We start from the raw sequence: 12,356 nt of genomic DNA, 5'->3' as shown, positions 1-12,356 counted from the left end.
GGCTTGACGCAGCATGTCCTGTGGAGCTTGGCTCGAACTACTTGGTACTCATGTCAGCCGAAGCACATTCTGTTAGTCGTGGGAACCAACAATTTGCTGTTCGGAGAAAGCGAGGCTGACGTCGCCGCTGGCATCGCAGCGATCGCAGGCAGACTCGCCGCCCACCCGGTCTCTGAACTGTTCATTCTCTTGCCGGCGCCGTTTGGCATCGATCTGCGGCGCGCCGATGAAAAGCGATAGGCGTTGAAGACGCGCCTTGCAGCATGGTACGGGCACCGACTGATCGATGCAGACACGACTTTGTTGGCAGCAGGTCGGCTACAAAACCCGAACTACCAGCCGTATCTCGTGCATTTCACAGCCCTTGAGTACAAATTACTTATCAGCTTAGTACAAGCTGTTCTCCGCCGAGCCAGTTGAGTTCAGAACGGCAACTGATCTGTCAGCCCAGGGGGCATTTTTCCAACGATCGGCAGCATAAACGGCTCTTCGCCTACATCTTAGTCCGGATCTGCCGGCCGCTCGACTCCGCCCGGACCTGAAATTACAGGCGGAGGAGCGGCCGACATCACCAACGCGAACCAGTACGGAACACGGCTCGGCGGTGAGACTATGAGGGTATCATTGTGATCCAACAAGCGAGGCGATATCGCTTGCGCCCTTGTTCACGGCCGCCACGCGTTGCAGGCCAAGGCCTACAGTTAGAAATTTTATGACTTACGGGGCAGCAGCACAACTGATTCTAAAACTAGTACTTAGTTCAGATTACCGGAAATTTGACTGAATTTACTCGACAAATTCGACCCAACAACCTTCAAGGCCCCAATGATAACTACTGCAATAAGGGCGGCAATCATACCATACTCTATCGCAGTTGCCCCAGACTGATCGGAAGCAAATTCTTTGACTTTATTCGCCATCATAAGACCACCTCATGCCCTGTTGATTAATTTTTTCAGTCAGTTGATGACGCAAATTAATATTTGATAGTCATCGGAATCAGATACTAAGGGTAGAAAGTTTACATCCAGTTATGAAAATTTTCGGCCTTGCGTCTAAAAGCTGATCACCCCGCACCGTAGCGACAATCGCAAATAAAAGTCATTCCTTTGTTAAAGAAAATAGAACTTACCCGACTTCTAGACTATCGCGAGACAGATTGGTATTCGTCATCATAAATTTGACTCGGCGCTCTGACTTTGGACCAGCTGTGTGATTTTGATCGCTATTTGACGCTGATTATCAGCGTTATGTGGCGCTGATGCCGAGGACGTATCGGGCGGCCTTGACGACGTCCTCGATGACCGCGCCCACTTCGTTGATGCGCATGACCCGGGCGATCTGCGCGAACAGTCGGTGCACGAGTTGAAAGTTACCGACGGTGACGGACGAAGACGTCGATACCGAAGGCCGCGTAGACGAAACTGCTCCAAGTGGCCACATAGATGAAGTCCGCCACCCATAGTTGGTTTGGGCACGCGGCCTTGAACTGACAATTGACCCGATCAAACGGGTAAGCACCTGCCGGATCGAGAAGGGTACTGCGAACCATGCGCCCCCGGACGACGCTAGCCAAGCTCATCTCTCGCATCAGCCGGGCACCGTACGGCCTTCTACATGGCCGGCACGGTCGCCGTCCGCTCCTGTCCGGCATTCCAAATGCCCTATCGCGCCATGCGAGACGCCGGTAAACCAGTCAAGCTCGCCATCGTCGCGATGGGACGCTGCCTTGTAACCTTGGCCAACGCCCTAATCCGGTGCGGCGAGCGCCTCGTCGACGTAGTCGCACACCACATCGCGCAGAGCTTCTGCATCCCAGTGCGTGCGGCCGAGGATAGCCTGCTGACACCAGGGACTTGGGTCAGCGGCCTCGGCTCGCATCCAGTCGGTCTTGCGCCCCTCACCTCCCAGCAGCCCGTCCAGTAAAGCGTTGGCGGAAGCGGCGACACTCGGGGCAGCAAAAATCGCGGGCGGATCCGCTGCTTGGCGTGTCGAAGCGCCGTCGACCACAATTCCAGCGTAGACTCGGGCGACGCTGCCAGCATTGCCCTCTCCTATCCGAAATCTTACAGATAATGGCCAATATTCTTAACTGCAATACTAAAATGCGGGAACCGTAATAATCGATTGCCTTCTGTTCATTACAAAAATATCAGATAATCTTAAGTAAATACGCCGTCATAATCACAATGATTGCCGCAATAATAATATATTCTGTTCTTATGGCGCGGAATTCTTTCGATGTATTTGGCGGAATTTTGGCATCGTCCCGCAATAATGGATCATCTTGACTGAGATTTTGGGACGATGAAGCCGGATGATGCGGCGGGAGTTCCGTAGGGCTCATGGACAGTCTCGAAGCAATAATTCGGACGAAGCGGTCAATTAAGGATGCCAGAGAAATTTGATCACAAAATTACCAAAAATAGGCTTCCTATCAGACGGCACCGATATGCATATCCGAACCTCATCCGCTTGCATAGCAAAATTGACCTGACCGGTCTTTTGAACCGAGCCCGGTGAGCGACTATCTTGCCGGTCAAGCGGTTTGCCATGACGTGCCATCCCTCGGGATGGCGTTGAGGATGATAATCAGCTTCCGAACGGTGGCAATCAGAGCAACGAGCTTGGGTTTGCCGGCCGCGATAAGCCGGTCATAAAGATTTTCAGCGCGGCGTTGTGACGGCTGGCCAGCAGAGCACCACCGGGATCGTGGGTGAGGCAGAGATCTTCGTGGCGGTGCTGGGCGCGTCGAGTCCGACCTACGCCGAGGCGACCTGGACCCAGATGCTACCCGACTGGATTGGCGCGCATGTCCGCCTGTTCCGCTTCCTCGGCGGCCTCCCCCGCCTCATCGCGCCCGACAACCTCAAGAGCGGGATCCAGCCGGCTTCAGATCGAACCGGTGGCCGGCTTCGTTGGAATACGCAGTGACGGCAACCAACACCTGTTGTTGGGGCGACTTTCTCACCGCGAGAGAATGTTTGTTCAGCAGCTGAGCCTGCCCTGTCTCAGGACAGATACGCATGCGCTCGACGGAGACAAAGATTAGCCTGGCAATATAATTGACGTCGAAGATTCTGTCAGCACTGAGCTCGCTCAATTCGACCATCGGCCGAACCTGCGGCAGCTTCAGTTGATCTTGAGAACCATGCGGCGAGGTCCTGCTTGTCGGTCGAGCAGCGGGCGTATCCGATCAGTACATGCATCAAGAGATGGACTGTAACGTACAGGGTCCCCTCACCGCAATTTTTATCGTACCATTCTATTGAGAAGCGGCCCGCGCAGGCGGATCGAACCTTCGTGGGTGGATCGGTCAAGCGTCTGCTCACCGATCCCTTCTGCGCAGGTACGCGCGTCGTCCGAGCCGGATCGCGTTTTCACCGCGCAGTCGCACAACCAGATCGAGGCCTTCGCGCTACCTGAGTGCACGGGCATCGTTCCCCTCACCGCAATTACGTCCAGGCAATGTCACGGCCGAGCCGCGTTGCGCATCGGCTCGCGTTGGTGAAAGCTATGCAGGATTTTAGGTGACGGCTGCGGTCAGGCGGCGCGGTGATCTGGGCTCGCGGCGACCTCGGTCCCGTCGTGGAAGATGACGCCGGCCACGACCTTCGGCAACTGGTTTTCGCCCTTCAGCCGCCGCCAGGTTTTCGACGCCGCCATCACCAGCTTGAACACCATCAGCTTGGCGGTCGTGGCCGAGATTCCCCCTTTTGTCCGGACCGTGCGATGGCGGGCGGTGGCGAACACGCTCTCGATCGGGTTCGAGCTGCGCAGGTGGTCCCAGTGCTCGGCCGGGAAGTCTAGAACGCCAGCAGCGCCTCCCGATCTTTGGTCAAGCAGGCAGCGGCGCGGGGGTACTTGGCCCCGTATTTCTCGACAAAGTCGGTCAGCGCCACCTCGGCCGCCGCCCGGGTCGGCGCGCCGTGGATCTCGCGCAGGTCCGCCTTCATCGCCGACTGGACGGACTTCGGCACCTTGTCGAGGACGTTGGCTGCCTTGTGAACCCAACACCGCTGGTGAGCGGTGCCGGGGAAGACCTCGTCCAGCGCCCGCCAGAAGCCGAGAGCGCCGTCGCCCACCGCGATCTCGGGCGCGATCGACAGCCCGCGCCGCTTCACGTCGACGAGCAGCTCCCGCCAGCTCTGGGCACTCTCGCGCACGCCCACCTGGAACCCGACGAGCTCCTTCTTGCCCTCGGGCGTCGCCCCGATCAGCACGAGCATGCACTCGGCCTGCTCCTCCATCCGGGCCTGCAGGTAGACGCCGTCGGCCCAGACGTAGGCGTAGCGGCGTGCGGAGAGATCGCGGCCCTGCCAGCGGGCATACTCGTCCGCCCCGGCCGCGGTCAGCCGGGTGATGACGGCCGGCGAGAGGTTCGGGGCGTCACGACCCAGCAGGGCTGCCAGCGCGTCCTGGAAGTCGCCGGTCGAGATGCCGCGTAGGTACAGAACCGGCAGCAGCGCATCCAGGCTGCGGGTGCGCCGCGCCCATTTCGGCAGGATGGTCGAGGTGAACCGGACCCGGTCCTCAGACCCGCTCGCACCGCGATCCCGCACACGGACCCGCGCGACCGGCACCGGGTCGATGCCGGTTTGGATCGCCCGCTCCGGCCCGTGACCGTGCCGCACCAGCCGGGCCCGTCCATCCTGCAGCCGCAGGTCCTGCATCGCGCTTAGGAACGCGTCCGCCTCCATCTCGACAGCTTGAGCGAGCAGGCGGCGGGCGCCGCTACGCAGCACCTCGGTCAGGGGATCGTCGAGGTCTTCGGGATGACGAAGTCGGACGATGTTGGTAGATGTCTCCATGGCGTATCGCTCTCGCTGAGAGGTTCTGGCAGGCTCGACACCCGCCTCGATACGCCACCTTCAACTCACCGTCGTTACCCAATCTCCCGCATAGCTCTCGCCAGCGTCTGCAAGGCGGATATGGAAATTCACGGGCGACCCATTGATCTAAACCACCCCATAGGGCCAGCCCGCTCCCGATCCGGAGTGGAACGACTGACTCCAATTGGCCCAGACGCCTAGGCCGCCGCCGGCGCCTCTCGAAAGCAGCCACCTCTTGATCTGCCGCTCGTGCCATCTGGGCTGGCAAGTTGCCGGCGGAGTGCGATTGGGATATCCGCCTTGTGTCTTCAACTCGGGACACGAGGAGGGCTGCGTGACGTGTTTCCAGCATCACCGCCAACGTGGCCCGGTCAACGCCCTGCGGATGCGTTCGCAGGGCTGATCTAGGCAAGCAACGCAAAGCGTCCGTCTTCCCGATCGGCCCCTCTCAGAGCCTGTGCCCGTGCTTGGACCCTCGCGTCCTGCCGGTGCCTCGGAAGACGTTCCCCATGTCCCTGATCACCCTCGACAAGCTCGGCCTCACGCTGGGCGCACCTCTCTTTTCAAACCTCGATCTCACCCTCCACAAAGGCGACCGCATCGGGCTTGTGGCCCCGAATGGCCAGGGCAAGTCGAGCCTCCTCGCCTGCCTCGCCGGAGACCTGGAGCCGACGGAGGGCGCTTGCCGCTTCGCCCGTATCCTGCGTATCGCGCTGATGCAGCAGAACCCCGACGGCGACCTCCCTTCTCTGCCCGTGTCCGACGTCGTTCTGTCCGCCCTTCCGGCCGAAAGCCGTGATTGGGAGGCATGGCGTGCCGAGATCGCCCTCGACGCTCTGGCGGTCCCGCTGGAAAACCGTGATCGGCCGCTGCACGCCCTCAGCGGCGGCTGGCAGCGCCTCGTCCTCCTCGCCTGCGCCGCCGTCACCGAACCCGACGTCCTTCTCCTGGACGAGCCGACGAACCATCTCGATCTCGCTCGCATCGGTCAGCTTCAACGCTGGATTGCAGCGTTGCCCAAGGACGTCGCTGTCGTTGTGGCCAGCCATGACCGAGCCTTTCTCGACGCGGTGACCAGCCGCACGTTGTTCCTGCGACGCGAAACGTCGATGAGCTACGCGCTCCCCTACTCATCAGCTCGTGCCACACTGCTGGAGGCCGACGCGGCCGACGCACGACGCCACGAGAGTGACCTTCGCCAAGCAGCTCAACTCCGACGTCAAGCGGCGAAGCTTCACAATATCGGCGTCAACTCAGGGTCCGACCTACTGACCGTCAAGACGCGCCAGCTTCGGGACAGGGCCGAGCGCATCGAGACGGCGGCCCGGGCCCCGGCTGCCACTGTCTCGGCAGGTCGCATCCGCCTTAGGGGAGCGGGCACGGACGCCAAGGTGTTGCTGGCTCTCGATGACCTTACGGTCACAACGCCAGATGGGCGGGCGCTCTTCCGGACGGGACGCAAATGGCTCCAACCAGGCGAGCGCGTCGTGGTTCTGGGGCACAACGGCGTCGGCAAATCGAGCCTTCTCGATCTGATCGTCCGGGCAATGCACGGAGCGCCGGCGGACGGCCTGCGCTGCAACCCGTCGATCGTCTCAGGCATCTGCGATCAGACCTTGAGTCATCTGGGTCCGAGCGAGACCGTATCCGGGGCGATCTCCCGACGCTTCAGCCTCAGCGATTCACGGATCCGTGCTTTGCTTGCCGGGGCCGGCTTTCCTGTAGAGCGGCAGGATAGGAGCATCCGCATACTGTCCGGTGGCCAGCTTGCGCGTCTCGCCATGCTGATCCTCCGGCTGGAGGAGCCCAACCTCTACATCCTCGACGAACCGACGAACCACCTCGACATCGAGGGTCAGGAGGCCCTGGAAGCTGAGATGATGAACGGCGAAGCGGCCTGCCTTCTTGTCTCACACGACCGTCGCTTCGCCGAGAGGGTTGGCAACCGCTTCTGGCAGATCGAACGTGGCCGCTTGGTCGAAGTCGAAACGCCACATGCCTTCTTTGAGGCGGCCTCGCGTGAGGACGCCGTGGATTGAGCTCAATGGTCGCAATGCGGCGTTCCATCGAACCGCAGCCAATCAACCGTGCCGCTCGCGATCGGAGCTGTATGCATCAGGCCGCCGCGTAGGCGTGGCCGGCATCGGTCAGGCTGCCATCCGGCTGAAAAAACGCCGAGACGGAGAGCGGGCCACCGCCACCCGCCTTGCCCCATGGATACCAGGCATAGCCGCGCACCCAGGATGTCCGCTCCATGTACGGGCAGACCGTCTCAATGAAGCGGATTGCGTCGCGTTCGGTATAGCGGTTCTTCCGTTCGCCACGCGCGCTCCAGTCGACGCAGCCGAATTCCGTCACCCAGATCGGCCGCTTGTACATGTCGTGGACGCGTGTCAGCAGGCCGAGGAAGTCGTCTGGATCGGCAGAGCTGTAATGGTGGAACCCGACCGAGTCGAAATGCAGTCTCCGCTGTTCAGCACCGGCGACGAAGCGCTGCATCCACTGTTGGTGCGGCTGCGCGCAGGACGGGGCGACGAGGTCGGCGGCGATGCCTTCCAGCTTCGGCCAAGCGTCCAGCGCCTGCTCGACGGTGAGGTTGGACTGGTCATGGTGGTCCGGCTCGTTGAAGCCGAGCAGCACCGGCAGGCGCGTCCCGCGCATGGCCGCCAGCGCCGTATCGGTATTGCCGTTCAGGCCCCAGATCATCGGTTGGAAGCGGATCGACGGGTCGTCGGCGACCACGCCCTTGGCTGCCGGATGCACCCCCCAGTCATAGTACCAGCTCGTGCGCAGCCCGGATGCGGAGGGTGCGGCACCGGCCATGCCCTTCTTCGACGTCGGGCCCAACCCCTCGGCGTGAAGGGCATGGCTCACCGCAAGCGAGCCGGCGGCGGCCAGAAGGGATCGTCTGGAGACCATCACGTTGCTCCGAAGGTATCGTCGCCCGCTCCTCGCCGAGCTGCCTGACAGGCCGCTGAACAGGCGCCGCCTTTGACGCTCAACCTTAGGAGGAAACCTGGATGACGGTCACCAGCCCTTTTCCTCGCTGGAGGTGATTGGGGGACTAGTAACCCCCATAACGGAGCTGCTGCGCGTACCCGGCGTCCTGGTAGGATTGAGCTCTGCGAACGTTGGCTGCGTGCGCATAGGCATCAGCCGACGCATAATCCCCATTCAGCGCCGCGACGTTTGCGGCATGCTGATCGCGCTGGGCCTGAATGGCGCGGACGTTCGCGGCGTGTTGTGCCTGACGAGCATCATACTGTGCACAAGCGCCGGTACTGAGGAGAACAAGCGCGCTGAGGGCGGCAGAGGTCAACTTGATGCCGACGGTTTTGAACTTAAGTTCCATTTTGGCACCTCGGATAGGGATGCTATTTCCTGCGTCGCGCTGCTATCAAAGATCGCGAAACATTAATCCAATATGAACCACCTGCGGTTGCGCTCTCCCGATGGTTGGAGAGCACCGCGATCGAGGAGAAAGGGCGAGGAAAACGGGCCGGATCGAGCTGGCGATCCCCCGCGACCGGCAGGCGACGTTCGATCCGCAGCTGATCGCCCGGTATCAGCGCCGCTTTCCCGGCTTCGACGACAAGATCGTGTCGATGTACGCCCGCGGCATGAGCACCCGGGAGATCGTCGCGCACCTGCGCGAGCTCTACGGGATCGAGGTCTCACCCGACCTGATCAGTGCGGTGACCGACGCGGCTCTGGAGGAGGTCGCCGCCTGGCAGGCCCGGCCGCTGGAGCCGGTCTACCCGGTCGTGTTCTTCGACGCCCTGCGATCAAGGTGAGTGACGAGGGCGTCGTCCGCAACAAGGCCGTCCACATCGCGCTGGGCGTGCGTGCCGACGACTCCAAGGAGATCCTCGGCCTGTGGCTGGAGCAGAACGAGGGCGCCAAGTTCTGGTTGCGGATCATGAACGAGCTCAGGAACCGCGGCGTCGAGGACGTGCTGCTTGCCGTGGTCGATGGCCTGAAGGGCTTCCCCAATGCGATCCGGGCGGTGTTCCCCGAGGCGCTGGTTCAAACCTGCATCATCCAGCTCCTGCGCCACAGCCTCGACTTCGTGTCCTACAAGGACCGCAAGCTCGTGGCGGGGGCGCTGAAGGAGATCTACCGCGCGCTCGATGCCGCGGCCGGCGAGGCGGCCTTGGCGGCCTTCGAGACGAGCGAATGGGGTCGCCGCTACCCGGCCATCGCCCAGAGCTGGCGACGAGCCTGGGGCGAGGTGATCCCGTTTTACGCCTTCCCCGGCGAGGTTCGCCGGATCCTGTACACGACGAACGCCATAGAGGCCCTGAACGCCACGCTGCGCCGGGCCGTGCACGCCCGCGGTCACTTCCCGACCGACGAGGCCGCGTTGAAGCTGCTCTACCTAGTCTTGAACCGCTCCGAGAAGGCGTGGAAGACGGGACCGCGTGAGTGGGTGATGGCCAAGGCGCAGTTCGCCGTCATCTTCGGTGAGCGCTTCACTAGGGCCATGGCGGCCTGATGTTCAACCCGCCGCCCGCACACGGAATTCCTGACACTCCCGCCACGGCATCACGCGCAAAGAAACACCGGCCACACCGCCGAGCAGGAACGCGAGGATGTGAAAGCAGCGCGTTTGTCCTGGTTCGAGCGCCAGCCCGATCTCGATCCAGACAGGCTCGTGTTCCTCGACGAGACCCGCTGCCGAGCCTCGCCGCCGGCACGGTCACGACCCGCATGGCCTGCAACGGCGGCTGAGCACGGCCCACCCGCGGCAACCGCAGGCAAGCGCGTTGAAGGTCTACCAGCCCTGCTCGCGCGGCGCTTGGAGCCCGCCGCGCCGGCCCGCAGAACGCGTCGGCGGCGCGTTCCGGCGCCGCGGCACGCGAGTCCCCGGTCCAGACCATGCCTGCACAACGATCGGCTGCCGCGGCCGTCCGCGCCCTCCTGGCACTTACCCTTGCCTCGGCCGCCGACCGGGCCTGGAGCGCGTCCGCGCCGGACCACGTCGGCGCAGCGGTGGTCGGTGCGCGCCTGGCGGACCAGATCGTCGGCACCTGGGAACTCGTCTCCTACAAGGTCGAGGATAAGGAGACCGGCAAGCTCATCGACGCCATGGGCGGCACACCGCGCGGACGCGTCATCTTCACCAAGGACGGCTGGGTCGCGTTCAACCTCGAGGGTAGCGCGCGCGCACCGGCGACCACCGACGCCGAGCGGGCCGCGCTGATGAAGACTCTCGTGGCCTATATCGGACGCTACCGGGTCGAGGGGGACCAGTGGGTCACCAGCGTGCAGACCGCCTGGGCGCCCGAATGGGTCGGTACCGAGCAGCGGCGCACCATCCACATCGACGGCGACTACGCCGACGTCACGACCCCGTGGCGCGCGATGCCCAACTGGGATGAAGGCCGCCTGTCGCGCAGCATCATCCGGTTCAAGCACATCCCCTAGGGCGTCTCTGCAAAGGGTTCACAGGCCGCGGGATCGGCCCCATGTGGGCCTGATGCGACGCTTTGAACTGACTGACGCGCAGTGGGAGCAGATCGCCCCGCTGCTGCCTGCGCAGAAGCCGCGCACGGGCCGGCCCGCCGAGGATCACCGCCAAGTGCTCAACGGCATGCTCTGGATCCTGCGTACCGGTGCTCCCTGGGAGGACCTGCCGGCCCGCTACGGGGCGGTCGGAACCGTGTCGAGCCGGTTCTACCGCTGGCGCAAGGCCGGCGTGTTCGACCGGCTGCTGCAGCGCCTGCAGGCGCAGATTGCGCGCGCATTGTCATATCAAATTTCCCGACATGAGAAATCAAGCTTATTAACGCGCATTTTGAGAGATTACGAGCTGTCACCTTTGCCGATAAATGTCGTTTATCCAGCCAGCCGACATCTGCCATTCAAAACACAATCTTTCATTGATTATGCAGTCACGGCATTGCGGGGGCAATTCTAGGCGTAAATCCCGAAGATTGAGCGAGTCTGCTTTAGAGATAGTTGAGTACTGCCTGCTACGTTTTATTTGGATCGCTATCGGAAGGGCGGCTCAGGATGGAATTCGGCCGGGCCGCTTCTGGGCAAGGATGCTTCGAAGCGGACACAATGCCCGCGCTTACTCAGTCTCCGGACGGCAGAGCGTCATCCTTCCGCTCAGATGTCCCGCCCTTGATACATCTCAGGCGGAATGCGCCTTCTCTGCTGACTGTAAACCCAGACGCGGCCATCAATGGCGGCAAGTCCGCACCCAATCAGCGCCATGCCGATAAAGTGCTGCGGAGCAAGGCGCTCACCCAGCACCAATGCGCCGAGCAGGATGGCCGACACCGGGATCAGGAAGGTGACGAGCAGAAGGTTCGCCGCTCCAGCAGTCGCCAGGATGCGAAAGTACAACACGTAGGCGAGCGCTGTAGATAGGACCGCAATACCGGCGACTGCGCCCCACACCGATGCGCCCGGTAGCGGCAAGGTCCAAGGGTGGTCCGCGACGAGGACGAGGGGCAGAAGCATGAACGCGGAGGCCGTCACCTGTCCCGTCGCCGTCGCGAGCGGCGGAACGCCCATTCGCCGGAAGCGCCGCCCGAAGATGCCGGCGAAGGCATAGGATAAGGCCGCGCCGAGCACGGCCACCTGTGCCAGGAGGTCGGTCCCGAGCCCCGCCAGAACATTGGGGCCGACCATCACGGCGACTCCGGCAAACCCTATGAGCACGCCCACGAGCCGGTTGCCGGTCATCCTCTCGTCGGACGTGAAGACGTGGGCAGCGACGACCGTGAAGAGCGGTGTGGTCGCATTCAGGATGGCGGCAAGCCCTGACGCGATGCGGGTCTGGCCCCACACGATGAGGCAGAAGGGAATGGCGTTGTTGAGCAGGCCCATACCGAAGAAGGAGGCCCATGCCCGACCCGTGCGCGGCATCCTCAGGCCTAGGAGAGGCATGACGGCGTTCAGGATCAGAGCTGCGAGCCCGACCCGCAGGAGAACGAGTGTGAGCGGCGGCAGGGCCGAGAGCGCCACACGTGTGAAGAAGAACGATCCTCCCCAGAGCACCGAGAGGCTAAGCAGCATCGCCCATTCGGACGCGGACATCGTGCGGTTCACGGGAGGCGGCATGGCGGACCTTTCGCGGGTTCGCCTCGTGCTACATCTCGTCCGGGCGACGCGCGTCCCGTTTCCTGCTCTCAAATTCTCCGTCCGCTCACCACCTAGCGCGTGACAAGCCGGACAGTCGACGAATGGCCGTGTGTGGACGCCCCATCGGATTCAAGGGGGTGTTGGAGAGATTTGTGCGCGCAGGATCAGGTGCTGCCGTGTGTCCGGCCTGTTGATGCAGCCATCATCACGGCTGCTGGCCTGTATGGAGAGCGCGGATCGGGTCCAAGTCGCTTTGGCGCGCTCGAGGCGCTTGGCCATTCACTGGTTTTCCCGACCCCGTCTTCTGACCGTTGCGCCATACCTCTCGGCTGACCTTCCCTGCCTCCCTGACGCCTCAGGCCGTGGCGATCACGCCGTGGCCGGAGCTCTGTAGGAGCCGCCATGGGCCATCAAGGCCCAGACGATCCT

Annotated in this window: 8 protein-coding genes and 9 pseudogenes; 8 read left to right on the top strand and 9 right to left on the bottom strand. The window is 62.6% G+C overall.

The window, feature by feature from the left end:
• Window positions 1-93: 93 nt before the first annotated feature.
• A complete protein-coding gene (locus ACQKQD_RS32810; RefSeq protein WP_427510814.1) occupies window positions 94-240 on the top strand; it encodes a hypothetical protein in 147 nt (48 codons plus the stop codon).
• 515 nt (window positions 241-755) lie between these two features.
• Here ACQKQD_RS32810 and ACQKQD_RS32805 read toward each other — a convergent pair.
• Together ACQKQD_RS32805 and ACQKQD_RS32800 are read right to left on the bottom strand one after the other, a co-directional pair.
• Window positions 756-920: a Flp family type IVb pilin gene (locus ACQKQD_RS32805; RefSeq protein WP_427510825.1), complete on the bottom strand. Its 165-nt coding sequence runs from the start codon at window positions 918-920 to the stop codon at window positions 756-758.
• A gap of 464 nt (window positions 921-1,384) precedes the next feature.
• Window positions 1,385-1,600 (bottom strand): annotated as a pseudogene (locus tag ACQKQD_RS32800) (IS3 family transposase); the annotation flags it as partial.
• Window positions 1,601-1,602: 2 nt separating this feature from the next.
• Between ACQKQD_RS32800 and ACQKQD_RS32795 the strand changes: the two are divergent.
• A pseudogene (locus ACQKQD_RS32795) lies at window positions 1,603-1,767 on the top strand (IS110 family transposase); the annotation flags it as partial.
• On the opposite strand, the pseudogene ACQKQD_RS32790 reads toward ACQKQD_RS32795, so the two are convergent.
• From ACQKQD_RS32790 to ACQKQD_RS32780, 3 genes and pseudogenes are all read right to left on the bottom strand, one after another.
• A pseudogene (locus ACQKQD_RS32790) lies at window positions 1,753-2,045 on the bottom strand (IS701 family transposase); the annotation flags it as partial. The pseudogenes ACQKQD_RS32795 and ACQKQD_RS32790 sit on opposite strands and share 15 nt — an antisense overlap.
• A 107-nt stretch (window positions 2,046-2,152) precedes the next feature.
• The gene (locus ACQKQD_RS32785) at window positions 2,153-2,347 is read right to left on the bottom strand and encodes a hypothetical protein (RefSeq protein WP_427510813.1); all 195 of its coding nucleotides are present in this window, start codon (window positions 2,345-2,347) and stop codon (window positions 2,153-2,155) included.
• Window positions 2,348-2,539: 192 nt separating this feature from the next.
• Window positions 2,540-2,703 (bottom strand): annotated as a pseudogene (locus ACQKQD_RS32780) (IS110-like element ISMex17 family transposase); the annotation flags it as partial.
• On the opposite strand from ACQKQD_RS32780, the pseudogene ACQKQD_RS32775 reads away from it, so the two are divergent.
• A pseudogene (locus tag ACQKQD_RS32775) lies at window positions 2,704-2,892 on the top strand (IS21 family transposase); the annotation flags it as partial.
• A gap of 651 nt (window positions 2,893-3,543) precedes the next feature.
• Here ACQKQD_RS32775 and ACQKQD_RS32770 read toward each other — a convergent pair.
• Window positions 3,544-4,811: pseudogene (locus ACQKQD_RS32770) on the bottom strand (IS256 family transposase).
• Window positions 4,812-5,341: 530 nt separating this feature from the next.
• Here ACQKQD_RS32770 and ACQKQD_RS32765 point away from each other — a divergent pair.
• Window positions 5,342-6,871 (top strand): ABC-F family ATP-binding cassette domain-containing protein, encoded by a 1,530-nt coding sequence (locus ACQKQD_RS32765; protein ID WP_427510812.1) that lies wholly within the window; start codon window positions 5,342-5,344, stop codon window positions 6,869-6,871.
• Between the two features lie 76 nt (window positions 6,872-6,947).
• On the opposite strand, the gene ACQKQD_RS32760 is transcribed toward ACQKQD_RS32765, so the two are convergent.
• Together ACQKQD_RS32760 and ACQKQD_RS32755 are read right to left on the bottom strand one after the other, a co-directional pair.
• Complete coding sequence (locus tag ACQKQD_RS32760; protein ID WP_427510811.1) at window positions 6,948-7,751, bottom strand: glycosyl hydrolase; 804 nt, start codon at window positions 7,749-7,751, stop codon at window positions 6,948-6,950.
• A gap of 145 nt (window positions 7,752-7,896) precedes the next feature.
• Entirely contained in the window at window positions 7,897-8,184 is a 288-nt protein-coding gene (locus ACQKQD_RS32755; protein WP_427510810.1) for a hypothetical protein, read from the bottom strand.
• A gap of 157 nt (window positions 8,185-8,341) precedes the next feature.
• On the opposite strand from ACQKQD_RS32755, the pseudogene ACQKQD_RS32750 reads away from it, so the two are divergent.
• The 4 genes and pseudogenes from ACQKQD_RS32750 to ACQKQD_RS32735 form a co-directional block, all read left to right on the top strand.
• A pseudogene (locus ACQKQD_RS32750) lies at window positions 8,342-9,327 on the top strand (IS256 family transposase); the annotation flags it as partial.
• A gap of 40 nt (window positions 9,328-9,367) precedes the next feature.
• Window positions 9,368-9,615, top strand: a pseudogene (locus ACQKQD_RS32745) (IS630 family transposase); the annotation flags it as partial.
• Window positions 9,616-9,710: 95 nt separating this feature from the next.
• The gene (locus ACQKQD_RS32740; RefSeq protein ID WP_427510809.1) at window positions 9,711-10,259 is read left to right on the top strand and encodes a lipocalin-like domain-containing protein; all 549 of its coding nucleotides are present in this window, start codon (window positions 9,711-9,713) and stop codon (window positions 10,257-10,259) included.
• Between the two features lie 52 nt (window positions 10,260-10,311).
• Window positions 10,312-10,566, top strand: a pseudogene (locus ACQKQD_RS32735) (IS5 family transposase); the annotation flags it as partial.
• Between the two features lie 380 nt (window positions 10,567-10,946).
• On the opposite strand, the gene ACQKQD_RS32730 reads toward ACQKQD_RS32735, so the two are convergent.
• Window positions 10,947-11,906 carry a DMT family transporter gene (locus ACQKQD_RS32730; protein ID WP_427510808.1) on the bottom strand — a complete coding sequence of 320 codons (960 nt, stop codon included), beginning with the start codon at window positions 11,904-11,906 and terminating at the stop codon, window positions 10,947-10,949.
• Between the last annotated feature and the right edge of the window lie 450 nt (window positions 11,907-12,356).

Origin of the sequence: Methylobacterium sp. NPDC080182, from assembly GCF_050281105.1 — a bacterium.
In the GTDB taxonomy this organism is placed as follows: domain Bacteria; phylum Pseudomonadota; class Alphaproteobacteria; order Rhizobiales; family Beijerinckiaceae; genus Methylobacterium.
The sequence above is the reverse complement of the archived record's forward strand: the minus strand, read 5'-3'. Positions and strand labels throughout refer to the sequence as shown.

Excerpts from the sequence above, each read along its gene's own strand:
- ACQKQD_RS32805 (WP_427510825.1), bottom strand. The coding sequence starts at position 920 with ATGGCGAATAAAGTCAAAGAATTTGCTTCCGATCAGTCTGGGGCAACT.
- ACQKQD_RS32785 (WP_427510813.1), bottom strand. The coding sequence starts at position 2,347 with ATGAGCCCTACGGAACTCCCGCCGCATCATCCGGCTTCATCGTCCCAA.
- ACQKQD_RS32765 (WP_427510812.1), top strand. The coding sequence starts at position 5,342 with ATGTCCCTGATCACCCTCGACAAGCTCGGCCTCACGCTGGGCGCACCT.
- ACQKQD_RS32760 (WP_427510811.1), bottom strand. The coding sequence starts at position 7,751 with ATGGTCTCCAGACGATCCCTTCTGGCCGCCGCCGGCTCGCTTGCGGTG.
- ACQKQD_RS32755 (WP_427510810.1), bottom strand. The coding sequence starts at position 8,184 with ATGGAACTTAAGTTCAAAACCGTCGGCATCAAGTTGACCTCTGCCGCC.
- ACQKQD_RS32740 (WP_427510809.1), top strand. The coding sequence starts at position 9,711 with ATGCCTGCACAACGATCGGCTGCCGCGGCCGTCCGCGCCCTCCTGGCA.
- ACQKQD_RS32730 (WP_427510808.1), bottom strand. The coding sequence starts at position 11,906 with ATGCCGCCTCCCGTGAACCGCACGATGTCCGCGTCCGAATGGGCGATG.